This window comes from Gemmatimonas sp. (assembly GCF_036405635.1).
Classification (GTDB): domain Bacteria; phylum Gemmatimonadota; class Gemmatimonadetes; order Gemmatimonadales; family Gemmatimonadaceae; genus Gemmatimonas.
In genome coordinates, this window is sequence record NZ_DASWXE010000117.1 from 22,053 (window position 1) to 47,778 (window position 25,726).

A 25,726-nucleotide genomic window follows, 5' to 3' on the forward strand; every position below is an offset into this window, starting at 1 on the left:
GGTCGTGCTGGGCGAGGGTGCCATGGTGCACGAGTCGGCGTACGTCGATGATGGAGCCGTCATCGGCGAGAACACGCGCGTGTGGCACTTCTGTCACGTGCTGGGCGGCGCCGTCATTGGCGCCCGCTGCTCGTTGGGGCAGAACGTCGTGGTGATGAACAAGGTCACCATCGGCGACAATGCCAAGATCCAGAACAACGTGTCGTTGTACGAAGGGGTGGAGCTCGAGCAGGACGTGTTCTGTGGGCCATCCATGGTATTCACCAATGTCTACAACCCGCGCAGCGCCGTCTCACGCAAGGACGAGTACCGGCGCACGCTGGTGCGGCGTGGCGCAAGCATCGGTGCGAATGCCACCATCGTGTGCGGTGTGACGATCGGGCGTTTTGCGTTCATTGGCGCGGGGGCGGTCATCAACCGTGACGTGCCAGACTACGCACTCATGGCCGGCGTGCCGGCTCGTCGTATCGGATGGATGTCCGAGGCAGGGTATCGCCTGACACCTGTGGTTCCGGCCACTGGATCCGATGTCGAGATTTTGCGCTGTGAAGGAACTGGTGCCTTGTATGAGCGCCGCGGCGATGTCGTCGTGCGGCAGGAGGAGCAGTGACCGAGAAGATCGTACCGGCCGGAACGCCGATTCGTGTGTCGCTCGTGGGATGTGGCCGTATCAGCCGCAATCACTTCGACGCGATCGCGAAGATTCCCGACCTCCAACTCGTGGCGGTGGCCGACTCGGTCGCCGAGCGTGCGGAGCAGGCGGGCACGGCGGCGGGCGTGCCATGGTTTCAGAGCCTCGAGCAGATGCTGACCGAGGTGCCCAGTGATGTGGTGGTGGTGGCCACGCCGAGCGGACTGCATCCGCAGCACGGTATTCTGGCTGCCAAAGCTGGTCGGCACGTGATCAGCGAGAAGCCGATGGCCATCTCTCTGGCGTCGGCCGATGCGCTGGTGCAGGCCTGCGACGACAACCATGTGCATCTGTTCGTGGTGAAGCAGAATCGCCTGAATCCGCCGATCGTGCTGCTCAAGCGCGCGATCGATGCCGGGCGTTTCGGACGCATCTACATGGCCAACTGCACCGTGCGCTGGACCCGTCCGCAGGACTACTACGACCAGGCGCCGTGGCGCGGCACGTGGGAGTTTGATGGCGGCGCGTTCATGAATCAGGCGTCGCACTATGTGGACCTGATGCAGTGGCTGGTCGGGCCCGTGGAGAGCGTGATGGCCAAGACGGCCACCATGGCCCGTCGCATCGAGGCGGAAGATTCGGGCGTGGCCGTGCTCAAGTTCCGGTCGGGCGCCATTGGCACCATCGAAGTGACGATGCTGACCTACCCGAAGAACCTCGAGGGATCGATCACGATCCTGGGGGAGAAGGGATCGGTGAAGATCGGCGGTACTGCCGTGAACAAGGTGGAGCACTGGCAGTTCGCCGACTACGACGATGATGACAAGTATGTCGAGCAGTCGAACACCAACCCGACCAGCGTGTACGGGTTCGGTCACGAAGGGTACTACCGCAATGTGGTGTCAGTGCTGCGAGGCGAGGCCCGTCCGGACACCGACGGGCGGGCAGGTCGCAAGTCGCTCGAGCTGATCCTGGGGATTTACGAGTCAGCGAAGACGGGACGTGACGTTCCGCTGCCGCTGCGCGTGAACATCTGAATATCATCGTTCGACCTTTTCATTCCTGACGCCATGGCAGTCCCCCTTCTCGATCTCAAGGCCCAGCACGCGACGATCCGCGACGATGTGGTCGCAGCGCTGATGGCCGTGGTGGATTCGCAGACCTTTATCCTCGGCGAACCGGTCAGTGACCTGGAGCGCGAGGTGGCGGCACTTTCGCAGACCCGGCATGCCGTGGGCTGCGCCAACGGCACCGATGCCATCCTGATCGCGCTGCGTGCCCTGGGCGTGGTACCGGGTGACGAGGTGGTCACCACGCCCTTCACATTCTTCGCGACGGCCGGCGCCGTGCACAACGTGGGTGCACGCCCGGTGTTCGTGGACATCGATCCGCGCACCTTCAACATCGACCCGGCGGCCGTGGGTGCGGCGATCAATGGCCAGACGAAGGCCGTGATTGCCGTGGACCTGTTTGGCCAGATGGCGGCGATCGAGCAGATCGTGGCCACGGCGGGCCGTGTGCCGGTGATCGAGGATGCGGCGCAGACAATCGGCGCGAGTCGCGTCATCGATGGGAAGCGGGTGATGGCTGGTGAGGCAGGGGCCATCGGCACCTTCAGCTTCTTCCCGTCCAAGAACCTTGGCGGCTATGGCGACGGCGGAATGGCCGTCACGCAGGACGACGTGCTGTTCGACCAGCTCATGAAGCTCCGCACGCACGGCGGACGAAAGACGTACTACCACGAAATTGTGGGTTACAACAGCCGTCTCGACGCGTTGCAGGCTGCGGTGTTGCGCGCCAAGCTGCCACACCTCGAGGGCTGGAGCGCCGGTCGCCGCCGCAATGCGGCATACTACGACGCGGCATTCGCCGATGTGCCCGAGATCGTGACGCCGTACATCGATCCGGCGAACACGTCGATCTACAACCAGTACACCATCCGTGTGCCGCGCCGCGACCAGTTGCAGGAGCAGCTCAAGGCCCGTGGCATCGGCTCGAGTGTGTACTACCCGCTGCCGCTCCATCTGCAGCCGTGTTTTGCCTACCTGGGCTATCGTGAAGGGCAGTTCCCGGAATCGGAGCGGGCCGCGCACGAAGTGCTCTCGTTGCCCATCTACCCCGAGCTCAGCACCGCGCAGCTCGACGAGGTGATTGGTGTGGTCCGTGCCTTCTTCGGTCGGTGATCGCCATGAGTGAAGCCAGTGACATGAAGCAGCAACTGCTGGACCGGATTCACGATCGGTCCGGCGTGATCGGTGTGATCGGCCTTGGCTATGTGGGCCTGCCCCTGGCCATGGAGTTCGTGCACGCCGGGTTTCGCGTCATCGGCTATGACGTCAGCGAGCGCGTGGTCGAGCTGCTCATGGCGGGCCAGTCGCACATCCAGGACGTGCCGGCCGCGCAGGTACAGGCCGCGGTGGCCAGTGGCAGCTTCGTGGCCACGGCGCTCGAGGACCGGTTGGGGGAGTGCGACGCCATCTCGATCGCGGTGCCGACGCCGCTCTCCAAGACCCGCGATCCGGATATGGCCTATGTGCTGAGCGCGGCGGACGCGATCGCCCGGCAGGCGCACCCCGGATTGTGTGTGGTGCTGGAAAGCACGACCTACCCCGGCACGACCCGGGAGCTGTTGCAGCCCCGGCTCGAGGCCAAGGGGCTCACCGTCGGGCGCGACATTTTCGTGGCCTTCAGCCCCGAGCGGGTCGATCCGGGCAATCCGACCTACAACACCAAGAACACGCCGAAGGTGGTTGGCGGCGTGACGCCCGCCTGTGTGGAAGTGGCGGCGGCGCTCTACGAGAGCTGCATCGACACCGTCGTTCCGGTGACCTCGCCCGAGGCGGCCGAGCTGGTGAAGCTGCTGGAGAACACGTTCCGGGCGGTCAACATCGGCCTGGTGAACGAAATCGCCATCATGTGTGACAAACTGGGCGTGAACGTCTGGGAAGTCATCGATGCTGCCGCCACCAAGCCCTTCGGGTTCATGAAGTTCACCCCGGGACCTGGCATCGGCGGGCACTGCATTCCGCTCGACCCGCACTATCTCGCCTGGAAGATGCGTACGCTGAACTACAAGACGCGGTTCATCGACCTGGCGAGCGAGATCAATTCGCACATGCCCGAGTGGGTGGTGCAGAAGGTGGCCGACGCGCTCAATGAGGTGCGTAAGTCGGTTCGGGGCAGCCGGCTGCTGGTGCTGGGCGTGGCCTACAAGCGCGACATCGATGACGTGCGGGAGAGCCCCGCGCTGGACGTGATCCGGCTGCTCGAGGAGCGCGGCGCTCATGTGGAGTTCCACGACCCGTTCGTGCATGAGTTCCGCGAGGAAGGCCACACGCGCAAGGGGGTCGAACTCAGCGACGAGATGCTGCGCTGGGCGGATGCCGTGGTTGTCATCACCGACCACAAGCAGCTCGACTACCAGCGGGTGGTTGACCACGCGGCATTGCTGGTGGATACCCGAAACGTGACGGCCTCCCTGCGTCCCGGACGGGCGCGCATCGTGCCGCTGGCGGCTGGAATCCGGTCCGTAGGGGGCGTGGCGTGAACGTTGGGGCCGGGATGAACCACGGCGAGTCTGTCGAGGGTATGTTGTGGGCATGAGATACGTTCCAACCCGCATCGAATGGCGCCTGATGCTGCTGCTGAGTGTCGCAGCGGCCGTGGCTGGCTGTTCGCGCGGTTTCCGTCCGCAGGACTTTGCGACGCCGGAAGCCCTGTTCAAGGCGTCGTTGCAGGAATTCGAGCGCAAGAAGTGGGACAACGCCCAGCTGGGCTTTGAACGGCTCACGAACGACCTGTCGTCCCGTGATCCGCTGCTGGCTCCGGCGTATTTCTATCTCGCGCTGACGCATGAGCGAAAGCACGAGTACCTGCTGGCTGCGCAGGCGTTTGAGCGCGTCACGGACGGATTCCCCGACGACACGCTCGCGGCGACCGCCATGCTCGGCAGCGGGCGCTCCTACCAGAACATCTGGCGCCGCCCGTCTCTCGACCCCGAGCAGGGACAGAAGGCGGTCTCCGTACTGCGGGCGCTGTTGTCGTCGTATCCCGACGCCAAGGAGACCGAGGACGCCAAGGTCCGCATCGCCACCCTCGAAGAATGGTTCGCGGAAAAGGACTACCAGACGGGCGTGCACTACGTGCGAGTCCGTCGGGCGATCGATCCGGCGATCATCTACTTCAAGGACGTTGTCACCACGTACCCGTCCACGAAGGCGGCGCGGCTGTCCTGGCTGCGCCTGCACGAGCTGTACACGAAGATCCGCTGGAAGGAGGATGCCGCGGAGACGTGCACGGCCATGTGGAAGGCGTATCCGGGTGATCCCGAGGTGCGCACTGCCTGCGGTGCGCAGCCGGCTGACACGACGGCCGCTCCAGGGCCGGCCGCGGTACCCGCCGCACGGGACACGCTTGCCCTGGCCCCGCTGTCAGCGCGAATGCCTGTGGTGTATGCCCGCCCCGCGCCAGTCGGGCGCGGCTGACCGTCTGTGCGACTCGGCCTTTTCGGCGGCAGCTTTGATCCGCCGCATGTGGGCCACCTGCTGGTCGCACAGGACGCCGTCGAGGCGCTCCGTCTCGACCACCTCCTCGTCATTCCCGCGGCGCAGCAGCCGCTGAAGGGTGCCCACCAGACCGCCGCCGAACACCGGCTGGCCATGGTCCGGGCGTGCTTCCAGGGTATCCAGGGGATCGAGGTGGACCCGGTCGAAATCGAACGGGGCGGGTTATCTTTCATGGTTGACACCGTGGAGGCCGTGCAACGGCGTTGGCCGGAAGCACACCTCCATCTGCTCGTTGGTCGCGATGTGGTTCCCACATTGCCACGCTGGCATCAGATCGGTCGGCTCCTCTCCATGGTCCGAATGGTCGTGCTCACGCGTGATGCAGCGCCGGAAGCCGGAACGCTGATGATCAACGGGGAGAGCGACGGCGGTGTGGTCGCTGAAGTGCTGTCCACCCGGCGGGTGGATATGTCGTCAACCGAAATTCGGTCGCGGGTTCGGGACGGACGCTCCATTCGGGGCTTCGTCCCCGATGCCGTGGCGACCTACATCGCATCCACAGGGTTGTATCGCGAGTATCCCCGGGGATCGGCGGATGCGGAGCGCTCCGAGCGCGCCTGATCGGCGCGGCGGGCTCCGTCCGGCCGGTGCCCTTGCCAGGAGTAGAGATCCCTATGTTGAAGTCCTTGATCGGAAAGGTGTTTGGCACGCGCCATGAGCGTGAGCGCAAGCGCGTCCAGCCAATCCTCGCCGAAATCCACGAGTTCGAGCAGCAGCTCGCCAAGCTGTCCGATGAACAGATTCAGGCCCAGACCGCGAAGTTCCGCGGCATCCTGGCCGAACGCACCGGGCCTATTGAAGCGCGCATCGCAGAACTGAAGGCCGCCAAGCACGACACGGCGGACAGTGCGGAGCGTGAACGCCTCGATGGCGAACTGCAGGGCGTCGATGGACGTGGTGGAGCAGAAGCCGAACTGCGTTCGGCCATTGCCGAAGTCCTTGATGACATCCTGCCCGAGGCGTTTGCCACGGTGCGCGAAGCCGCGCGACGCCTGAAGGGCTCCAAGGTCATGGTGACGGGCCATGAGCTCACGTGGGAGATGGTTCCGTACGACGTGCAGCTCATCGGCGGCATTCAGCTCCATCTCGGTCGCATCGCCGAAATGGCGACCGGTGAAGGCAAGACGCTGGTGGCCACGTTGCCGATGTACCTGAATGCGCTGCCCGGACGTGGTGCACATCTGGTCACGGTGAACAACTACCTCGCCCGGCGTGACTCGCAGTGGATGGCCCACCTCTACGGATGGCTGGGTCTCACGGTGGGATGTCTCGACGACACCGAGCCGGGGTCGTGGGAACGTCGTGCGGTGTACGCGTCCGACATCACGTACGGCACGAACAACGAGTTCGGCTTCGACTACCTGCGCGACAACATGGTGGTGTCGCTCGAGCAGCGTGTGCAGCGTCCGCACATCTTCGCCATCATCGACGAAGTTGACTCCATCCTCATCGACGAAGCGCGTACGCCGCTCATTATCTCGGGCCCGGTGGGGAACGAGAGCGATGGGCAGTATGCCGAGTTCAACACGTCGGTCGAACGTCTGGTGCGTCGCCAGTCGGACCTGGTGAATGCGCTGGTTGCCGAGGGGGAGCGTCAGCTCGAAGCCGGCGACCAGCAGGCGGCGGGGCTGCAGTTCTACAAGGCGCAGATGGGCGGCCCGAAGAACAAGCGCCTCATGAAGGTGCTGCAGGAATCGGGTGTGAAGCAGCTCGTGCAGCGCGTCGAACTCGACGTGATCGCGGATCGCAAGCTGCCGGTGTCGAAGCGCGCCTTCCGCACCATCGAAGACGACCTGTTGTATGTGCTGGACGAGAAGGGGCACACCGTGCACCTCACCGAGCAGGGCCTCGATTGGCTCTCGCCGGATCATCCAGACACGTTCGTGCTGCCCGACATCTCGCTGCTCATCGGCCAGATCGACAAGGATCATGGCCTGAGCCCGACGGAGCGCCTCGAACAGCGCAATCTCGTCGAGCGCGAATACGCGACGAAGAGCGAGCGGCTCAACATCATCCACCAGTTGCTGCGTGCGCACGCGTTGTATGAGCGCGACGTCAACTATGTGGTGCAGGAAGGGCAGGTGCTCATCGTCGACGAGTTCACCGGTCGTACGATGCCGGGCCGTCGCTGGAGCGAAGGCCTGCACCAGGCGGTGGAAGCGAAGGAGCGCGTGCAGGTGAAGGGCGAGACCCAGACGCTCGCGACCATCACCATCCAGAACTACTTCCGTATGTACGAGAAGCTGGCCGGCATGACCGGTACGGCCGAAACGGAGGAGGGTGAGTTCCACCAGATCTATGGGCTGGAAGTGTCGGTGATTCCGACCAACCGGCCCATCCAGCGTGAGGATCGTCAGGACTGGGTGTTCAAGACTCGCCGCGAGAAGTACAACGCGATCGTCGATGAAACGAAGCGTCTGCACGAGCTGGGTTACCCGGTGCTCGTCGGTACGGCGAGCGTGGAAGCCTCCGAAACGCTGGCCCGGTTGTTCGCACGCGCGGGACTCAAGCACAACGTGCTCAACGCCAAGTACCACCAGCGCGAAGCCGAGATCGTCGCGGAAGCTGGTCGCTCCGGCGGCATCACGATCGCGACCAACATGGCCGGCCGTGGTACCGACATCAAGCTTGGACCTGGCACCGTCGAGGCGAAGCCATCGCGGGTGCTCGATGCCGATGGCAAGGAAGTGGACGTCATGGAGATCGGCGGCCTGCACATCATCGGCTCCGAGCGTCACGAGTCGCGCCGCATCGATCGCCAGCTGCGTGGTCGGTCCGGCCGTCAGGGCGACCCGGGTGCGTCGCAGTTCTTCCTGTCGCTCGAAGATGACCTCATGCGTCTCTTCGGGTCCGAGCGCATTGCGCGCCTGATGGATCGCATGGGGGCACAGGATGGTGAGGTGCTCACGCACCCGCTCATCACGCGCTCCATCGAGCAGGCGCAGAAGCGTGTCGAACTCCAGAACTTCCAGTCCCGCAAGCGGCTGCTGGAGTACGATGACGTGATGAACCAGCAGCGTGAGGTGATCTACTCGCTGCGCGCGTTTGCCCTCGAGGGTGGTGAAGAGCTCAAGGGCGAGGCGACGAAGATGCTCGAGCGCGGCGTGCAGCGCCGTGTGGAGCAGGCGTTGGCCACGTTCGACAAGCCCGAAGAGTGGGACTTCGAGTACGTGCAGCAGGACCTGCTGATGCACTACATGCTGCAGGTGCCGGGCTTCGTGCAGCATGATCGTCCGACGTCGGTGGAAGATGCGCAGGCGCTGGCCGTTACGGCCGTGCATGATGCATTCGCGCAGAAGATCGAGAGCCTCGACCAGGTCACCGATGAAAACGGCCAGGGCTTCTCCGGCCGTCTGCTGTCGCTGGTGATGCTGAGCGTGATCGACGAGAAGTGGAAGGATCACCTCTACGATCTCGACCAGTTGCGCGCGTCCATTCACTACCGCTCGTGGGGTCAGAAGGACCCGCTCGTGGAGTACAAGCAGGACGCGTACACCATGTTCGTGGACCTGATGCACGACGTGGCGCACACGTTCACCGAACGGTTCCTCAAGGCCCAGCTGGTGTTCGAGCAGGCACCGGTGGAAACCTTCGAGCCACTCCCGGTGGAAGTCGAGCGGGTGGAAGGCGCGCGTCCGACGCGTCGTTACAACGCGCTCGGCATTCTCGAGGATGTGCCGCCCGAGGAGTTCCTCGAGACCGCCGAAGAATCCGACGAGGTCGAGGACGCGGAGAGTGGTGATACGGGTGGCGAGGCGCGTCTGGTGGCGCGCGGCACGCCGGCCATTGTTGGCGCAGGATCTGTGCGCTCGCTCGAAGCGGGTGGTGGTGCGTTGCCGCCGGGTTGGGAGCTCACGCCGCGCAACAACGCCTGCCCGTGTGGGTCCGGCAAGAAGTTCAAGAAGTGCCACGGCGCGAATCTCTGATTCGTATCCGCATGCGTGATACACGAGCGGGTCGCCAGAACATCTGGCGACCCGCTCGTGCGTTCAGGTTCTTCTCATCTCGCCGTCAGGCGACAATGACATCGGGACAGTTGTGGCACGGATGGGAGCCGGTACCACGCTCGATCTGAATGGTGGGGTGCCGGATACCAAAACGATCCTGCAGTTCATGCGCGACGTCGGCGAGTAACGTGTCGGCGTCGTCGCCGTTGCCGGGCCTGAGCAGGTGCGCCGTGAGCGCGGTATCGGTGGTGCTCATGCCCCAGATGTGCAGGTCGTGCACGCCTGTCACGCCGGGCAGCGACAGGAGATACGCGCGTACCGCCGCCGGATCCACATGGGATGGCACCGCATGCAGTGCGAGGTCCACCGATTCACGCAGCAGTCCCCAAGTGCCGTAGGCGATGAGTACCACCACGACGAGACTGATGGTGGGGTCGATCCACTGCCAGCCGGTGAACGTGATCGTGATACCGGCGATCACCACACCCGCCGATACGGCGGCGTCGGCGAGCATGTGCAGATACGCACCGCGCACATTGAGGTCGGTATCGCGTCCGCCCACAAAGAGCCACGCGGTGAAACCATTCACGAGGATGCCGACCGCAGCCACCCAGGCGACAACTCCACCGGGGACGGGTTCGGGGTTGGCGAAGCGGCCGATGGCTTCCCAGCCGATCGCGCCGATGGCCAGCAGCAAGGCCACGGCATTGCCCAGGGCGGCCAGAATGGTGGAACTCCGATAGCCGTAGGTGCGCCGGGCAGTGGCCGCCCGCTGGGCCAGCGACGCGCCACCCCAGGCGAGCAGCAGGCCGAGCACGTCGCTCAGATTGTGGCCCGCGTCGGCCAGCAGCGCCATGGAGCCGGTGTGCAGGCCGTATCCGGCCTCCAGCGCGATGTAGGCCAGATTCAGCGCGGTGCCGATGGCGAACGCGCGCCCAAACGACGCCGGGGCATGATGGCGCCCATGACCGTGCGCATGACTGTGGGCATGACCGTGCCCGTGGCCGTCGGTATGAGAGTGCGCCATGTCCGAAAGATACGGGCGCAGACCGAAATGGCGGGAGCGGCCCGCCGATGGGGCGTACGAAACCGCCGTACCCAGGCCGGAATGACGCAATCGTCTGACGGCTTGCTGACGGCGAAACGCACCCTGAGCCTGTCCAACGAGCCAGCCGAACTCCGGTGCGGTCAGGTGGGATGGTCAGCGGAGCGGTGGATGGGACGGACCGCACCGGAGGCGGATCTGGACTGAGGGCCACGGGTATATTGTTTCGTATCCTCTTCGGAGCATCCGGCGATGACTTGGCGGCTTGTGTTGGCCTCCGTGGCCTTGATCCCTGCGGCGCTGTCGGCGCAGCCGCGTGGTGGTGACGGTTTTCTGTTTCGCCGACCTGCCGCGACCGTGTCGCTGCGACTCGGCGCGGGACAGCCCAGCGCTTCCAGTGACGTCTTTGACTTCGTGTCGAAAGACCTTACCGTCGGCCGCAGCGACTTCCTTGGCGTGTCATTCATGGCCGACCTGTCGGTGCCTTTGAGCCAGCGTCTCGAGCTGCAGTTCAGCGGCGGGACCAGCGGTCGCCGAGCCAACTCGGAGTACGGCGGATTTGTCGACAACGACGATTTGCCCATTGAACAGTCCACATCGTTTCGCCGTGTGCCACTCGCGGTCGGCCTGAAGTGGAATCTGTTGCCGGCCGGTCGTCAGATCAGCCGGCTCGCGTGGGTACCGTCGCGCTTCGTGCCCTATGTGGCGGCCGGCGGCGGAACGACGTACTACCAGTTCCGCCAATCCGGTGACTTCATCGACTTCGCAGACAGCAGCGTCTTCACGAGCACGCTCAAGTCTTCTGGATGGGGAGCACTGGGCTACGGTGCGGCAGGAGCCACTTTCAATATGAGTCGCTCGGTCGGGCTCATTACCGAAGTGCGCTATGATGTGAGCAATGCCTCGCTGCGAGGGGATTTTCAGAATTTCGATCCCATCTCGCTCTCGGGTGTCGGTGTGACCGCCGGTTTTCAGTTCCGTTTCTGATGTTCGTGTCCCAAGGGGAGGTTCCCATGACGCGTACCCTATCGCATTTCCGTCTCCCGCTCGGCGGGCTGCTATTCACGGCGATCACGGTGTTGACGGCGCCCAGCAGCGGCATGCACGCACAGGCGTCTCAGGCCGTTGATGCACGATTCCAGCCATGGATCGGCTGCTGGCGTACGGTCGACAACACCGATATGCCCAGCCCATCCGGTGCACCGACGCAGGCGTGCGTCGTGCCCTCCACGCGAGTAGCGGGCAGCGTCGACGTCGTGTTGTTCTCCCGCGACTCGCTGCTCTCCCGCAACACGTTGCCCGCGGCTGGTACGGTCACGGACAAAACCGTCGATGATTGCCGCGGCAGCGAGAAGGCCTCGTGGACCAAGGACAACGCACGCCTGATCATGACGGCGGATCTGACGTGCAGCGGAGGTCTCAAGCGCGTTGAGACAGGTATGATGACCATCACGCCAGAAGGCGAGTGGCTCCAGTTGCAGCATCTGCACGTTGGCGGCAACGAAGCCACCACCACGGTGCGGTTTCGCTACAACGAAGGTGCCGCGTGGCCGCAGGGCATCACCTACTCCGGTGCGCGCTCCAACTCGTCTTTGCGGTTGGCGGCGGGAGCGCCGGTGAATGGTGATCAGGTGCTGGATGTTGCGGCGCAGACGCCGACCGGGCTCACCGAGGCGTGGCTGGCGGAACTGGGCTCGGGATTCGATCTCGATGGCAAGGCGCTGGCCCGACTTGCCGATCGTGGGATGCCGCCACGCGTCATCGACATGATGATCGCGCTGTCCAATCCGCAGGCGTTCTCGGTGCGGCCCAATGACGCGATGGCGCGCCGCGGTATCGCGGCGAACGCGATCTCTGAGGTGCCGCCCACTGTGACGGCGTCCAACAATCGCATGGGTCGATGCAGTTTTTACGATGACTTCTGCTACGGCCCGCGCGGTATGGGCGCCTGGGGTTTTGGTTGGCAGTATGGCATGGGCGCGTGGGATCCATTCAACCCATGGTTCGGCATGAACAGCTGGCGCTTGGCCAATCGTTTCGGAGCCTATCCCTACAACATGGGCTTTGGTGGCCCGTGGGGTGGTGGCCCGTGGGGCGGTGGCGGCATCTACTATGGCGGAGGACCGATCATCGTCGTAGGGCCGCCCAGTGAGCCCCAGCCACAGGGACGCGCCATTCGGGGCCGAGGCTACACCCGTAGTGGTGGTTCTGGCGGTGGGGAGCCCGCTACCCCGCGCTCCGGCATGTCTGGTGGCAGCTCCGGCGGCAGTTCGTCGGGCAGCGCCGGATCGTCGGGAGGCTCGTCATCAGGTAGCGGCTCAGGCCGCACCGCCAAGCCGCGCCCTCCTGGCGGCATGTGAGCGGCAACGGATCGCCATCAGCATGACCTACCGCGCGGCGGCCTCACATGGCCGCCGCGTGTGTTTCACGCCCTACCTCCACCACCGCTTCCGCGAACTCGTCGATGTCTTGCAGTGTGGTGCGATGGTTCACGTGCGCAACCCGCAATGCGAAGCGACCGTGAATGATCGTCGATGATGGCGTGGCAATCCCGCGCTCCTGAAGGCGTTGCAGAATTTCGGTGTTGAGCGCGTCGAGCGCCGCGTCGCTCAGCGTTGCGCCGGCCGGGCAATAGCGAAAGCAGACGACATTGAGTGGCGCTGGGGCCAGTCGCTCCAATTCATCATGACTGTCGATGTGCGCAACGAGACGTTGCACCTGGCGCACGTTCTGTTCGATGATGCGTCCGAACTTGTCCACACCATCCGCCTGCAACTGCATCCACACCTTGAGTGCCTTGAAGCCGCGCGTGAGATCGAGACCACGGTCGTTGAAACGCTGGCCACCCGCACTCACGCCCCGGGACATGGCGCCGAGATAGGCAGCCTGCTGCCGAAAGGCCGCCTCGTGCAGCGCTGGGTCACGCACCAGCACGCAGGCGCACTCGAACGGCATCGAGCCCCACTTGTGCAGGTCGAAGCCCAGCGAGTCGGCGCGCTCCATGCCGCGTAGGCGATCACGCAGTGAAGGAGCGAGGGCGAGCAGGGCACCAAAGGCCCCGTCTACGTGGAACCAGAGGGACTCGCGAGCGGCGATGTCGGCGAGTGTCTGCAAGTCGTCGATCGCACCCGTGTTCACTGTGCCCGCCGTTCCCACGATGGCGAACGGCTGCAGTCCCGCCGCGCGATCGGCCGCGATGCACGCCTCAAGCGCATCGATACGCACGGTGAAGTCGTCGTGCACAGGGACCTGCCGGAAGGCGCGCCGTCCAAGTCCCAACCATTCGGCGGCCTTGTAGGCCCAACCGTGCGTCTCCGAAGAGCCGTAGAAGACGAGCGGCGCTTGTCGTGTCTCGCCGGGCCACGCCTGTACGCCCAGCGACCGCACGTCGTGCTCCGCTTTCAGCGCACCCGCGTATCGCGCCGCGGCCAGTCCATGCACGTTGGCCATGGTCCCTCCGGTCACGAACAACCCGCTCGCACCGGGTATGCCCATCCACTCCGCTAACCAGCCGATGACCTGTTGCTCCACCAGGGCGGGTGCCTGGTTGAACCCTGCCAGGTGCGGATTCATGCCCGATGCAATCATGTCGGCCAGCATGGCGAGCGGCGTGCCGTTGCCCTGTACCCAGCCAAAAAATCGGGGGTGCCAATTGCCGTTGCCGTAGGGCAGCACGTGCGAGCGGAAGCGGTCGTAGACCGCGTCTGCGCCCATACCGGCGCGAGGCCCCTCCTCGGAAAACACGGGCAGCTTGTCGGCGGGTAGCGGCCGCCAGGCCGGCGTGTGTGGCAGTGCGCGCTGTGCGTCGAGCAGCTCATCGAGCATGCGATGGCCGAGGGCGCGCAGTTGTTCCCACTCTTGGTCGGTGGTGGGATCGAATGATTCGTGCGTCGTGGCGGGGGATGTCGGCATGTCTGAACAAAGTGACGGCGTGCCGAGAAGCGACAGGGGCGCGGCACGGGTGAAGCGACGAAGTGTGCGGAGAAATGTGCCCACCTGCAGCACGCTGGTACCGGCATTCGCGGTCGTGCACCGCATAGTGGGGGCACCCACCCGATCGCCTGCCTCAACACGGAGAAACCGCATGACCGAATCGTCACCCGCTGTTCAGCCCATGACGGGACTACGCATCAAGGAGCTCCCGGCCAGTGAGCGGCCGCGCGAACGGTTGCGATCGCTTGGCTCTCAGGCGCTCAGTACCACTGAGCTGATTGCCACGCTGTTGGGCTCGGGCCAGCAGGGTACGTCCGCCGTAGCGTGCGCGCAGGTGGTGTTCGAGCAGTGCGGCGGGTCATTGGGGCGCCTGGCCGCGATGCCTCTGGCGGCTCTGACACGGGTGCGTGGCGTAGGGGTGGCGCGGGCGACCGCCATCCACGCCGCGCTCGAACTGGGTCGCAGGATGGCCGGCGAGGCGCGCGAGGCAGGGATGCCACTTCGCGGACCGCGTGATGTCGCCGCCGCCTTTGCGCCGCGTCTCCAGGATGCCCCGGTGGAGGAGTTCCATGTGGCCATTCTGGACGCGCAGCACCGTCTCGAGCGGGACATCCTGATCACCCGAGGACTGCTCAATTCCTCGCTGGTCCACCCGCGGGAGGTGTTCCGGGAGGCGATCGCCGAGCGGGCGGCGGCGGTGATCCTGGTGCACAATCACCCCAGTGGTGACCCCACGCCAAGTGCCGAGGATCGGGCGGTGACCGAGCAGCTGGTGGCCGCAGGTCGGCTGCTGGACATCCCCGTGCATGACCACATCATCGTCGGCCGCGGCCGCTATGTGAGCTTCGCAGAGGCCGGTTTGCTGTAGTTGGGTGCCGGCCAGTCGACGATCCGGGACTGTCGGTCGGGGTATTGATGGTACGTGCCGCTCTCTGGGGGCACGATCTGCAGGAAATGACGGCCGGCTCGTATTTTCCGAAAGGCTGGCCGGATGACACCGGGGCAGTGGCACGAGCGCGGATCGGCGCCGTGTGCACGAACCCCTAGAGAAGACCGAGGCGTTGTGACGACGATCGCGCTGCACGAGATGATTCCAGGATTCGGGCCGGGCGCCGAAGGGGCGTATGATCGGCTCGACCATGACCTGCTCGTGCGCGCGTACAAGTATTCCGACGCGGCGCATGCGGGGCAGGTGCGTCACTCGGGTGAACCGTATGTGTCGCATTGCATCGAAGTGGCGCGCATCCTGGCCGACCTGCAGCTCGACACGGCGACGGTCACGTCCGGGCTGCTGCATGACATCGTCGAAGACACCGACATCACCGTCGAGGATATCGAGCGGGAGTTTGGCAGTGAGATTGCGCAGATTGTCGATGGCCTGACGAAGATTGCGAATCTGCCGATGTCGTCGCGTGAAGAGCGGCAGGTGGAGAACTATCGCAAGCTGCTGCTCTCGATCGCGAAGGATGCACGTGTCATCCTGATCAAGTTGGCCGATCGCTTGCACAACATGCGCACGCTCGATTGGCTGGCGCCGGAGAAGCGTCGCCGGATCGCCCAGGAGACACGCGACCTGTACGCGCCGCTCGCCCACCGCTTCGGTATGGCGAAGGTGCGCTGGGAACTGGAGGATCTGGCGTTCAAGCATCTCGAGCCCGAGGCCTACAAGACGCTCGCGAAACTCGTTGCCGCCAAGCGTGGCGAACGCGAAGAGCTCATTGCGCAGATGCGCGAGCCGCTCGAGAAGCGTCTGACCGACGCCGGCATCGCCGACGTGGAAGTGACCGGCCGTCCGAAGCACCTGTGGTCGATCTACAAGAAAATGCAGCAGCGTGATCGTCCCTACGAAGACATCTACGACCTGCTCGCCATTCGCGTGATCGTGCCCAATGTGCTCGAATGCTATCACGCACTGGGCGTGATTCACGACGGCTGGACACCAGTGCAGGAGCGCATCAAGGACTACATCGCGCAGCCGAAATCGAACGGCTATCAGTCACTGCACACGACGGTGTTTGGTCCGGGGCGTCAGCTCTTTGAGATTCAGATCCGCACGCGCGACATGCATCGCACGGCGGACTTCGGTATCGCGGCGCATTGGCTGTACAAGGAGAACTCCAAGAACGCCGACGAGCTCGATCGACACCTTGCCTGGTTCCGTCAGGTGCTCGAGCTGCAGCTCGATGCGGAAACCCCGGGCGAGTTTCTCGAGTTCCTCAAGCTCGACCTGTATCAGGACGAGATCTTCGTGTTCACGCCCACGGGCGATGTAATCCAGTTGCCGAAGGGCGCGACACCGTTGGACTTCGCGTTCGCGGTGCACTCCCAGGTTGGTGCGCGGTGCGCCGGCGCGAAGGTGAACGGCCGCATCGCGCCCCTGTCGCGGGAGCTCAAGAATTCGGAAACGGTGGAAATCCTCACCAATCCGAATGCCAAGCCCAGTCGTGACTGGTTGTCGCACGTGCGCACGGGCAAGGCGCGCCACAAGATCCGTCAACTGTTGCGCCTCGAAGAACGCTCGTCGGCCATGCGCTTGGGTCGCGAGATTCTCGAGCGCGAGCTGCGTCGCCGTCGGCTGCCCAAAGTGGACGATGACAAACTGCAGCCCATTGCCAAGCAGCTGAAGCTCAAGGATACCACGCATCTCATCGCGTCGGTGGGCGCCGGGGACCTGCACGTGTTGCAGGTGCTCAAAGCGCTGCACCCGGACCTCGATACCTCACCGCCGGAGCCCGAGAAGGTCAGCACCTTCGAGCGCATCGTCGACCGGGTGCGTGGCACAGGCAAGGGCATCCGCATTCAGGGCGCCGATGGCCTGCTGGTGCGCTACTCGCAATGTTGTCAGCCGGTGCCGGGTGACCGCGTCGTGGGCTACGTGACGCGCGGCCGTGGTGTGAGCATCCATCGCGGCGATTGCCCGAACCTGCTGCTCCTCGCGCATGAACCGGAGCGGCGCCTCGAGATTGATTGGCAGGAAATGGCCGGGGAACGCTTCGTGGTGCGCCTGGCGATGGAAGGCACGGACCGACGCGGCCTCTATGCGGACGTGGCAGCGGCAGTGAGCGCCACGGGCACCGACATCAAGAGCCTCGAGCTCAAGACGACTGACGGGCGCGTCACGGGAGCTGCCATGGTGGAGGTCGAGAACCTCGCGCATCTCGAGCGCATCATCAAGGCGGCGCGACGCGTGAAGGGAATCGCGGTGGTGAGTCGACGGGAGAAGATCACCGCAGACGACTGAACAAACGGCGCCGCTCCCACACTGAGGAGCGGCGCCGTTCATTGTCAGCGCGACATTGAGACAGGCAGCGTCAGCCCGTCGATGCCAACGCGCGCTTGCGGGCCGGTGCCTGTGTCGATGCCTTGGGCGCAACCACGCCGGAGAGGGTCTGCGCGATGCTGCGGCGTTCCCGTACCGGAAAATTCGGCTGCTCGTGGGGAATGCGACGCGCCATCGTGCGCGCACCGCCCTTGGAATCCTGCACCAGGAAGCAGCGCACCAGGTCACGCATCGTGGCCGCCTGCGCGTCCAGTTCATCGGCGGCCGTAGCAGATTCTTCCGCCGAAGCGGCTGCGGCCTGTGTCTGCTCACTCACGCGGGCCACGGCTTCGTTGACCTGCACGATCTGGTCACGCTGTACGCGGCAATCGTCGGCGACCTTCTCCACCAGTGTCGCGACGCGATTGGCGTCGCCATCGATCACATCGAGCTGCGAACGCACATGTTCGCTGATCATGTTGCTCTCGCGCGTGGTGGTCACCGTCTCGTCGATGAGCGTGGCCGTTTCGCGCGCCGCCGATGCCGCACGAATGGACAGCTGGCGCACTTCGCCGGCAACCACCGCAAAGCCACGCCCTGCGTCACCCGCTCGCGCGGCTTCCACTGCAGCGTTCAGCGCCAGCAGGTTGGTCTGGAACGCGATTTCGTCGATGGTCTTCACAATCTGCGCCGTGCGCTCGGCCGAACCACGCATGCGGGTCATCGCCTCCGACAGCTCGCGCATCGAGCGCGTGCCTTCGGTGAGGCGCTCGCGCATGGCGACCGACAGCTCACGCGTCTGACCCAGCGTATCGGCCGTGCGAATGGTCGCATCGGTCTGGGCGCGCATCGCACGGGTGATGCCGTCAATGGACTCGGCCTGGTTCGCCACCGTGCCGGCCATCTCCTGTCCACCGTTGTTCACCTGATACGACGCACTCGCGATCTGTTCGGCGGCGACTTCCACCTTGCAGAGCGCTTCGGAGACGTTCACGACGGCGACGTTGATGGCCGTGGCCAGGCGGGCATGATCACCCGGGAATTCTCCAGCGACGCGCACGGACAAATCGCGCTCGGCCACACGTTCCAGCACGGCGAGTGCGGCCACAACGGGCTCACGCGCCGCATCCTGAGCCTGATTGAAATCCGAGAGCAACTGCGCGAAGGCACCGGAGAACCGATCACTGTCGGCGCGCGCGCTCGTATCGCCAAGGCGTGCACGACCCACCACACGATCGGTTTCTGCCAGCAGGGCGCGAAGCGTGGTCACCGCGCGGCCGTACGAGTGAATGCCCGCCTGCGCACGCGTGATGGTCGCATTGAGTTCTGCCGCCACTGCGGCGATTTCATCGCCACCGGCGATGTCCACCGGTGTGGTGCGCGCAACTACTTCTTCATCGAGATTGCCGGCAGCGAGCGCCGATGTGGCGGATTCCAGTCCGGCCATGCAGTGCCGCTGCAGCGAGGTGAGTCGGTCACGCACCTGTGCCAGCGACGTGCTCACACGCCCGATGACCAGGCTGGCCAGTGTAGCGGCTGCGCAGATACCGAAGAACAGAGTGGCCAACGCGAGCCAGAAGCTGCGCGTGACTTGCGCGTCGGCGGCGGTGGCCAGCGCGACGGCGGCATGCGCCTGTCGATCCGTCACGACGGTGAGCGAAGAATCCACGCCGAGCATCGCACGAAGGAGCGGACCATGCAGGATGCCGATGGCCTCCTGCTGCTGTCCCTGTGCCATCCGATCCATCATGGCAGCGAGTGACGGCTGGGCGGCCGACCAGCGCTGATAGAACGTGTCGAGCACGGCGCGATCCTGAGGAGCGGTCATCGTCACGGCGACCGTGCGATACAGCGAGTCGACGCGCACGATGCTGCGTACGAGCGTCGCGCGCGCTTCCGTCTGCCGTGTGGTGTCATAGGCGAGGTCGCGATACGCCGCGCGCACGCGTTGCACTTCACCCTGCAGGTGTCCCGATGCCGCGAGTGGCAAGATGACCTGCGATTCCAACGCCCGCGCCTCGCTGGCGATTCCCTTGAGGGCGAACAGCGAGACCAGCGTGGCCCCCGCGCCGGCGGCGATGCCGAGCCCGAGCGTGCGCCAGAGCTGACCGCGGAGTGGAAGGTGCGTGAACCATCGGGCAATCGCGTGCATCGTACCTCTTCGTACGGAGAAGGATGGCCAGCCGTAACAATGCGGTGACCAGGAGTGGCATTTGAGATGTTGGCCTGCCGATGTTAGGCGAGACCTGTCAGCCCGAGTATCGGCGCTGCCGGCAGTCCTCTGAAGTCGGGCGGGGAAGAATTTTGTCCCGATTCGGAAGTCCCGAATAAATGCCGACATTGTGCTATATTGCAGGAATGACTGCGCCGTTTCGTTTGCAAGCCCCGTACGCGCCCGCCGGCGACCAGCCGCGCGCCATCGTCGAGCTGTCTTCCGGATTGCATCGCGGAGACCGAATCCAGACCCTGCTGGGTGTGACCGGTTCGGGGAAGACGATGACCATGGCCAACGTCATCGCCGACTGGGGGCGGCCAACGCTGGTGCTTTCGCACAACAAAACGCTGGCCGCACAGTTGTACGGGGAGCTCAAGTCGTTCTTCCCGAACAACGCGGTCGAGTACTTCATTTCGTACTACGACTATTACCAGCCGGAGGCCTATGTGCCTTCGAGCGACACGTACATCGAGAAGGACGCCAGCATCAATGAGGACATCGACCGGCTGCGCCTGCGCGCTACGTCGTCCCTCATGGAGCGCGATGATGTCGTGATCGTCTCGACGGTGTCAGCGATCTACGGTCTTGGTGACCCGGTGCAGTATCGCGAGCGCATGGTGGCGCTGGCGCGTGGGCAGAAGATCGCGCGCGACGACATTCTCCGGGCGTTGGTCGGCATTCAGTATCTGCGCAATGATGTCGCGTTCGACCGCGGCACCTTCCGGGTGCGCGGTGACACCGTGGAAATCCTGCCTGCGTACGAAGAGCAGGCGGTGCGCATCGAGTTGTGGGGGGATGAGATCGAGCGGATCTCCAAGATCGATCCGGTCACGGGTGAGACCATCGCCGCCCTCGAACGTATGGCCATCTATCCGGCCAAGCACTTCATCACGAACCGGCCCACCATCGAGCGTGCCTCGAAGGCCATTCGCGATGAACTGGCCACCCGGCTGGCCGAGTTGCGCATGCAGGGCAAGTTGCTCGAGGCGCAACGTCTGGAGCAGCGCACGCAGTTCGATCTCGAAATGCTGATGGAGATCGGGACATGTGCCGGCATCGAAAACTACTCGCGGCACATCAGTGGACGCGAAGCTGGTGAACGCCCGGCCTGTTTGCTCGACTACTTCCCCGATGACTATCTCGTGGTGGTCGACGAGTCGCATGTCACGCTGCCGCAGATTCGCGCGATGTACAACGGGGACCGGGCACGCAAGCTGACGCTGGTGGACTACGGCTTTCGTTTGCCGAGTGCACTCGACAACCGCCCGTTGGTGTTCGATGAGTTCATGTCACTGGTGCCGCGTCTCGTGAACGTGTCGGCGACGCCAGGTGAACTTGAGCTGCAGCTGTCCGAAGGTGTGGTGGTGGAGCAGGTCATCCGGCCCACCGGATTGCTCGATCCCATCCTCGAGGTGCGCCCGGTGAAGGGGCAGGTGGATGATCTCCTGCACGAGATTCGAGCGCGCGAGCGTCGCGGGGAGCGGGTGCTCGTCACCACGCTCACCAAACGTATGTCGGAAGACCTCACGGACTACCTGCAGCAGATGGGCGTACGGGTGCGCTACATGCACTCGGATATCGACGCCATCGAACGCATGGAAATCATCCGCGGTCTGCGGCTCGGCGAGTTCGACGTACTGGTGGGTATCAACCTGTTGCGCGAAGGATTGGACATGCCTGAAGTCTCCCTGGTGGCCATTCTCGATGCCGACCAGGAAGGTTTCCTGCGCAGTGATCGCTCGCTGATCCAGACTATCGGCCGCGCGGCGCGCAATCTGCATGGCATGGCCATTCTGTATGCCGATCGTATCACGGGATCGATGCAGCGCGCGATGGACGAAACGACACGCCGTCGAAACATCCAGCGGGAGCACAACGAAGCCAACGGCATTGTGCCGAAGGGCGTGATGAAGAGCGTCGATGAAGTCCGCTTCATCACACGTGTCGCCGATGCCCGTGTGGAACGCGAAGGAGAGGCGCCGGCACCTCGTCGCCTGGCCAGCGAGGCGGCGCCGCGTAGTCGCGAGGAACTGGAGACGCTGGTGGGTGAGTTGGAGGTCGCGATGCGCGAGGCCGCGGTGGCACTCGACTTCGAGGCAGCGGCGCGTCTTCGCGATCAACTGTTCGAAGTGCGCACTGCACTGGGACAGGCGCCCGCTCAGGCGCGTGGCAATGCGCAGGCGCCGAAGCGTCCGCCTGGCAGTGCACCGCAGCGTCGTGCCGGAGGCCGTCGTGGTCGCTGATTCGCTGGCGCACCTGCTGGGGCGTGGCGCACCGCGCAATCCCGATCGCGACTCCCTCGATGCGTGGGGCAAGGCCCTCGGCGCTGCGCTGCCACGACCAACCGTCATCACGCTCGAAGGAGATCTGGGCACGGGCAAGACCACGCTTGCCCGCGCGCTGTGTGCGGGGCTGGGGGTGCTCGCCCTCGACGCCGTGACCAGTCCGACGTTCTCGCTGGTGCAACAGTACGACGCGCCCCGCGGACCGATCGTGCACGCTGACTTGTATCGACTGAAAGGGCCGGCGGACCTCGAGGCGCTGGGTTGGGATGAACTCGTCGATCAGTCGCCGGTCTTGCTGGTGGAGTGGCCCGACCGCGCTGCCAACATGCTGCCGGCCGATGCCATCGGCATCACACTCGCACACGATCCCGAACATCCCGAACGTCGGCTGCTCAAGGTGCACGTGCCGCGCGCCGGGGCCGCCAGATAGGCGGCGGCTGTTGGGTCGGGCGGCTGTAACCGATCTGCTGGTCCATCGTCCTGCACAGGTAAGCTCCGCATCGCGCGGGGGATCGTGTGTTTCCTCCTGTCTGGAACGGTCGACGTTGGACGCTGTCGTGCAGCCGCTGTCATTGGCTTCCCCTTCGCCACGCGTGACGGTGCGCCTGGCCGAAGTGATTTCGGCGCTTACGTATGCGCTCGACCTCACCGAAGGTCAGCGCCCGGGGCACACACTGCGCACGACGCTCATTGCGATGCGCCTGAGTGAAGACCTTGGGCTCGACAGTGAATCGCGGGCGGCGTTGTACTACGCCTCGCTGCTCAAGGACTCCGGGTGTTCGAGCAATGCCGCGCGCATGTCAGCGCTGTTCGGAAGCGATGATCAGGCGCTCAAGCGTAGCATGCGGCTGGTCGACTGGCACGATCGCTGGCGTCTCGCGATGCGTACCGCCAAGAGCTGCGGGATTGGTCTCGACCCCATTTCACGCATCAAGCACTTCCTGCAGGTGGCGCGCACGCCCTCGCTCACGCGCGAGATCATTCAGACTCGCTGCGAACGCGGGGCGCAGATTGCGACGGTGTTGGGATTTCCGTCCGCCACCGGCGAGGCGATCCTGCACGTGGATGAACATTGGTGCGGCCTTGGGCATCCGGTGGGGCTGGCGGGGAATGAGATCCCGCTGCTCTCGCGTGTCCTGTTGTTGGCGCAGACGTTCGAGGCATACTGGATCGAACATGGGCTTCGTGCCGCCACGGAGATGGCGCGGGCGCGTCGTGGCACCTGGTTCGACCCGGCACTGGTCGATCGTGTGCTCGCCTGGCACACCGACAAGACGTGGTGGGACAAGCTCACTGACATGGTGCACCTGGAAGAGCAGGTGGTAGCGCTCGAACCCGGCATGACCCCCATGGTGGCGACGCCAGAACGACTCGATCGTATCGCGTTTGCGTTCGCGGCGGTGATCGATGCGAAGACGCCGTACACGGCACGCCATTCCACCAATGTCGCCCGCTATGCCGTGAGCATCATGGGCGAGATCGGCGCGGACGCGCAGACCTATCGTGATGTGCTGCGCGCGGGCCTGCTCCACGACATCGGCAAGCTGGGGGTGTCCAACCGCATTCTCGACAAGCCGGCCAAGCTCACCGACGACGAATTTCGCGAGGTGCGCAAGCACCCCACGTGGACGCTGGAGATTTTGCGCCATGTGCAGGCCTTCGAACATTTCGCCGACGCCGCCGCGCAACATCACGAACGTCTCGACGGTCGTGGGTACCCGTTCCGACTGGGCGGTGAGCAGATCGGTACCATGGCGCGCGTGCTGGCAGTGGCTGACGTCTACGAGGCCCTGACCGCCAACCGTCCGTACCGGGAGGGGCTCGCCGTCCCCAAGGTGGTCGACATCATGTCGCGTGATCGCGGAACGGCGTTTGATCCCCATGTGTTGGACGCCGCGGTCGCACTGGCCGAAAACGGGATTCTCGCGGAGCTGGCAGAGGTGACCGAAAATGGCTTCGAGGAACTGCAGCGGCGCGGAGCACCGGCACCGGTCGTGCTGCTCTCCAACGCCGCCTGATTCGAGCGGGCTGCGCGGAGGTCACGTCAGGAGACCGGACAGTCGCGCAGTGGAGCGTGGCGGTTAAACTGCGGGATGCCCACGCCATCCTCTCTCACGCGGCCGCTGACCGGCCTCACGCTGGTCATCGAGGCCTCCACCGCCGCTGGCGGTGTGGCGCTGCTCAATGGGGAGCGCGTGGTGGCGGAGCGGGCGGTGCCGATGGGCGCAGGTTATAGCGATGGCCTCTTCCCGGGCATTCAGCAGCTGTTGGCCGAGGCCGGTGTAGTGGCCGGCGATGTGGAGGCCCTGGTCTGCGGCGCCGGACCCGGCAGCTTCACCTCACTCCGAATTGCCGCCTCGCTGGCGAAGGGTCTGGCCTATGGACTGGGCCGTCCACTCTATGCCGTGCCGTCGATGCTGCTGGCCGCGGCCTCGTTGGACGATTCGGTGACCGGTGAACTCGTGCTGCACGCTGACGCGCTGCGTGGTGAGCGTTACGTGCAGCCGGTACATCGCGACGCCGCGGGACGGGTGATCGCTGCCGGGCCCGCCGTGCGCATTCCGGCCGAAGAGTTGCTGAATCAATCCTCTGCGCTTCAGCGCGTGGCGCTGCTCAAGACGCCGGATGAACTGCCGGGTGTCGCGGTGGTAGCTCCCCGTGCGGCAATGGCCACTCGTGTGGACGGGGCCTGGCGTGAGGAACCGGTGGATCTGGCGACGTGGGAGCCGCAGTATGGCCGACTGGCGGAGGCACAGGTGAAGTGGGAGGCCTCTCACGGACGGGCCCTGCCGGACGCGCCATTGGCTGCAGGCTGACCCGTGGAAGCGATATCCGCATCTGGGGAAGCCTTCCGGCGCCAACCGTTGCCGGCCGGTGTGCAACTGCGGCCCATGACACAGGCCGACGTGGAGAGCGTCGCGTCCATCGAGGCACAGGCCTTCAGCGATCCCTGGCCGGCCAATGCCTTCGCGATGCTGCTGCGCCGGTCGCACGCACGCCTACAGCTCGCGGTGAATGCCGAGGGGCACATCGTGGGGTACTGCGTGTTGCTCATCGCCCTCGATGAACGCGAGATCGCCAATATCTGCGTCGCCCCTGACGCGCGAGGCCAGGGCATCGCCGGGCTGCTCCTCGACGAGGCCTTGTCGTCGGCGGACGACACACTGGCCTTCGCGGTCTTTCTCGAAGTGCGCGAGTCGAATACGCCGGCCCGGCGACTGTACGCGTCCCGCGGATTCCGGATGGTTGGCCGCCGTCGTGGGTACTATCAGCATCCGGACGAGGACGCCCTCGTGCTCCGCCGCGACCGTCCCACGCGTACGCCGGAACCGGGCTGAGCCGGTCTTCAGGGCTTCCCTTACACCCGGGGAGTCGATGCGATACCGTGGTGCGTAAGAAAGAACATGGTGGCGGATTTCCGGGTAATTGGTTCCGCCAAAGACTTCTACTCTTGTGATCACTGAGGCCGGGGGGTCCCGGATCCTCTATCAGCAGGGCTGGTGGGTTCCACCGTTCCCGTTTTCCAAACGCATCGCGCGTCGCGCGCGAGGAGGCATCGTGAGTCGCAGCCTGAACAAGGTCATCCTGATCGGCAATGTCGGGGGAGACCCCGAAGTGCGCACGGTCGGCACGGGCGGCCGCGTCGCCCAGTTTTCGCTGGCCACCGGCCGCAACTGGACTGATCAGAGCGGCAACAAGCAGGAGAAGACCGAGTGGCATCGCTGTGTGGTCTGGAACAACTCGCGCGGCTCCGGCCTGGCTGACGTGGTGGAGAAGTACGTGCGCAAGGGCGAGAAGATCTACGTCGAGGGCGAGATCGAGTACCGCCAGTGGCAGGACAAGGAC

At 64.8% G+C, this 25,726-nt stretch carries 20 protein-coding genes; 17 read left to right on the forward strand and 3 right to left on the reverse strand.

Going from position 1 to position 25,726, the window contains the following annotated elements; all coding sequences use genetic code 11:
* Positions 1–22: 22 nt before the first annotated feature.
* The 7 genes from VGE27_RS10320 to secA are packed head-to-tail and all read left to right on the forward strand — an operon-like array spanning position 23 to position 9,122.
* A complete protein-coding gene (locus VGE27_RS10320) occupies positions 23–610 on the forward strand; it encodes an acyltransferase (protein ID WP_345788008.1) in 588 nt (195 codons plus the stop codon).
* Entirely contained in the window at positions 607–1,668 is a 1,062-nt protein-coding gene (locus tag VGE27_RS10325) for a Gfo/Idh/MocA family oxidoreductase (protein ID WP_331049566.1), read from the forward strand. The genes VGE27_RS10320 and VGE27_RS10325 overlap by 4 nt, the downstream gene beginning before the upstream one ends.
* A gap of 33 nt (positions 1,669–1,701) precedes the next feature.
* Positions 1,702–2,814, forward strand: a complete 1,113-nt coding sequence (locus VGE27_RS10330) for a DegT/DnrJ/EryC1/StrS family aminotransferase (protein WP_331049567.1) — start codon at positions 1,702–1,704, stop codon at positions 2,812–2,814.
* Between the two features lie 23 nt (positions 2,815–2,837).
* Complete coding sequence (locus VGE27_RS10335) at positions 2,838–4,178, forward strand: nucleotide sugar dehydrogenase (RefSeq protein WP_331049568.1); 1,341 nt, start codon at positions 2,838–2,840, stop codon at positions 4,176–4,178.
* A gap of 52 nt (positions 4,179–4,230) precedes the next feature.
* The gene (locus tag VGE27_RS10340; protein WP_331049569.1) at positions 4,231–5,115 is read left to right on the forward strand and encodes an outer membrane protein assembly factor BamD; all 885 of its coding nucleotides are present in this window, start codon (positions 4,231–4,233) and stop codon (positions 5,113–5,115) included.
* Positions 5,116–5,121: 6 nt separating this feature from the next.
* Positions 5,122–5,757, forward strand: coding sequence for a nicotinate (nicotinamide) nucleotide adenylyltransferase (nadD, locus tag VGE27_RS10345; RefSeq protein WP_331049570.1), 636 nt, complete (start codon positions 5,122–5,124; stop codon positions 5,755–5,757).
* Between the two features lie 53 nt (positions 5,758–5,810).
* Positions 5,811–9,122 carry a preprotein translocase subunit SecA gene (gene secA, locus VGE27_RS10350; protein ID WP_331049571.1) on the forward strand — a complete coding sequence of 1,104 codons (3,312 nt, stop codon included), beginning with the start codon at positions 5,811–5,813 and terminating at the stop codon, positions 9,120–9,122.
* Positions 9,123–9,207: 85 nt separating this feature from the next.
* On the opposite strand, the gene VGE27_RS10355 is transcribed toward secA, so the two are convergent.
* Entirely contained in the window at positions 9,208–10,170 is a 963-nt protein-coding gene (locus VGE27_RS10355; protein WP_331049572.1) for a cation diffusion facilitator family transporter, read from the reverse strand.
* Positions 10,171–10,440: 270 nt separating this feature from the next.
* On the opposite strand from VGE27_RS10355, the gene VGE27_RS10360 reads away from it, so the two are divergent.
* Both VGE27_RS10360 and VGE27_RS10365 read left to right on the forward strand, forming a co-directional pair.
* Positions 10,441–11,175 carry a hypothetical protein gene (locus VGE27_RS10360; RefSeq protein WP_331049573.1) on the forward strand — a complete coding sequence of 245 codons (735 nt, stop codon included), beginning with the start codon at positions 10,441–10,443 and terminating at the stop codon, positions 11,173–11,175.
* Between the two features lie 26 nt (positions 11,176–11,201).
* Positions 11,202–12,548, forward strand: coding sequence for a hypothetical protein (locus VGE27_RS10365; RefSeq protein WP_331049574.1), 1,347 nt, complete (start codon positions 11,202–11,204; stop codon positions 12,546–12,548).
* Between the two features lie 43 nt (positions 12,549–12,591).
* Here the strand turns inward: VGE27_RS10365 and VGE27_RS10370 are convergent, their stop codons facing one another.
* Positions 12,592–14,100, reverse strand: a complete 1,509-nt coding sequence (locus tag VGE27_RS10370) for a pyridoxal phosphate-dependent decarboxylase family protein (protein ID WP_331049575.1) — start codon at positions 14,098–14,100, stop codon at positions 12,592–12,594.
* A 172-nt stretch (positions 14,101–14,272) separates the two neighbouring features.
* Here VGE27_RS10370 and radC point away from each other — a divergent pair, with 172 nt between their 5' ends.
* Together radC and VGE27_RS10380 are read left to right on the forward strand one after the other, a co-directional pair.
* On the forward strand, positions 14,273–14,989 hold the full coding sequence (radC, locus tag VGE27_RS10375; RefSeq protein WP_331049576.1) for a RadC family protein: 717 nt from the start codon (positions 14,273–14,275) through the stop codon (positions 14,987–14,989).
* A gap of 195 nt (positions 14,990–15,184) precedes the next feature.
* Positions 15,185–17,362 (forward strand): bifunctional (p)ppGpp synthetase/guanosine-3',5'-bis(diphosphate) 3'-pyrophosphohydrolase, encoded by a 2,178-nt coding sequence (locus VGE27_RS10380; protein ID WP_331049577.1) that lies wholly within the window; start codon positions 15,185–15,187, stop codon positions 17,360–17,362.
* Between the two features lie 70 nt (positions 17,363–17,432).
* Here VGE27_RS10380 and VGE27_RS10385 read toward each other — a convergent pair whose 3' ends face one another.
* On the reverse strand, positions 17,433–19,532 hold the full coding sequence (locus tag VGE27_RS10385) for a methyl-accepting chemotaxis protein (protein WP_331049578.1): 2,100 nt from the start codon (positions 19,530–19,532) through the stop codon (positions 17,433–17,435).
* Positions 19,533–19,738: 206 nt separating this feature from the next.
* On the opposite strand from VGE27_RS10385, the gene uvrB reads away from it, so the two are divergent.
* From uvrB to VGE27_RS10415, 6 genes are all read left to right on the forward strand, one after another.
* On the forward strand, positions 19,739–21,838 hold the full coding sequence (uvrB, locus tag VGE27_RS10390) for an excinuclease ABC subunit UvrB (protein ID WP_331049579.1): 2,100 nt from the start codon (positions 19,739–19,741) through the stop codon (positions 21,836–21,838).
* A complete protein-coding gene (tsaE, locus tag VGE27_RS10395) occupies positions 21,828–22,310 on the forward strand; it encodes a tRNA (adenosine(37)-N6)-threonylcarbamoyltransferase complex ATPase subunit type 1 TsaE (protein ID WP_331049580.1) in 483 nt (160 codons plus the stop codon). The genes uvrB and tsaE overlap by 11 nt, the downstream gene beginning before the upstream one ends.
* Positions 22,311–22,425: 115 nt before the next feature.
* Positions 22,426–23,898: an HD-GYP domain-containing protein gene (locus VGE27_RS10400; RefSeq protein WP_331049581.1), complete on the forward strand. Its 1,473-nt coding sequence runs from the start codon at positions 22,426–22,428 to the stop codon at positions 23,896–23,898.
* A gap of 75 nt (positions 23,899–23,973) precedes the next feature.
* Entirely contained in the window at positions 23,974–24,696 is a 723-nt protein-coding gene (gene tsaB / locus VGE27_RS10405) for a tRNA (adenosine(37)-N6)-threonylcarbamoyltransferase complex dimerization subunit type 1 TsaB (RefSeq protein WP_331049582.1), read from the forward strand.
* A gap of 3 nt (positions 24,697–24,699) precedes the next feature.
* Positions 24,700–25,218: a ribosomal protein S18-alanine N-acetyltransferase gene (gene rimI / locus VGE27_RS10410; protein WP_331049583.1), complete on the forward strand. Its 519-nt coding sequence runs from the start codon at positions 24,700–24,702 to the stop codon at positions 25,216–25,218.
* Between the two features lie 220 nt (positions 25,219–25,438).
* Positions 25,439–25,726, forward strand: a 288-nt coding sequence (locus tag VGE27_RS10415) for a single-stranded DNA-binding protein (RefSeq protein WP_331049584.1), incomplete at its 3' end; no start/stop codon positions are given.

Excerpts from the sequence above, each read along its gene's own strand:
- VGE27_RS10320 (WP_345788008.1), top strand. The coding sequence starts at position 23 with ATGGTGCACGAGTCGGCGTACGTCGATGATGGAGCCGTCATCGGCGAG.
- VGE27_RS10330 (WP_331049567.1), top strand. The coding sequence starts at position 1,702 with ATGGCAGTCCCCCTTCTCGATCTCAAGGCCCAGCACGCGACGATCCGC.
- VGE27_RS10335 (WP_331049568.1), top strand. The coding sequence starts at position 2,838 with ATGAAGCAGCAACTGCTGGACCGGATTCACGATCGGTCCGGCGTGATC.
- VGE27_RS10340 (WP_331049569.1), top strand. The coding sequence starts at position 4,231 with ATGAGATACGTTCCAACCCGCATCGAATGGCGCCTGATGCTGCTGCTG.
- secA (WP_331049571.1), top strand. The coding sequence starts at position 5,811 with ATGTTGAAGTCCTTGATCGGAAAGGTGTTTGGCACGCGCCATGAGCGT.
- VGE27_RS10355 (WP_331049572.1), bottom strand. The coding sequence starts at position 10,170 with ATGGCGCACTCTCATACCGACGGCCACGGGCACGGTCATGCCCACAGT.
- VGE27_RS10360 (WP_331049573.1), top strand. The coding sequence starts at position 10,441 with ATGACTTGGCGGCTTGTGTTGGCCTCCGTGGCCTTGATCCCTGCGGCG.
- VGE27_RS10365 (WP_331049574.1), top strand. The coding sequence starts at position 11,202 with ATGACGCGTACCCTATCGCATTTCCGTCTCCCGCTCGGCGGGCTGCTA.
- VGE27_RS10370 (WP_331049575.1), bottom strand. The coding sequence starts at position 14,100 with ATGCCGACATCCCCCGCCACGACGCACGAATCATTCGATCCCACCACC.
- radC (WP_331049576.1), top strand. The coding sequence starts at position 14,273 with ATGACCGAATCGTCACCCGCTGTTCAGCCCATGACGGGACTACGCATC.
- VGE27_RS10385 (WP_331049578.1), bottom strand. The coding sequence starts at position 19,532 with ATGCACGCGATTGCCCGATGGTTCACGCACCTTCCACTCCGCGGTCAG.
- uvrB (WP_331049579.1), top strand. The coding sequence starts at position 19,739 with ATGACTGCGCCGTTTCGTTTGCAAGCCCCGTACGCGCCCGCCGGCGAC.
- tsaB (WP_331049582.1), top strand. The coding sequence starts at position 23,974 with ATGCCCACGCCATCCTCTCTCACGCGGCCGCTGACCGGCCTCACGCTG.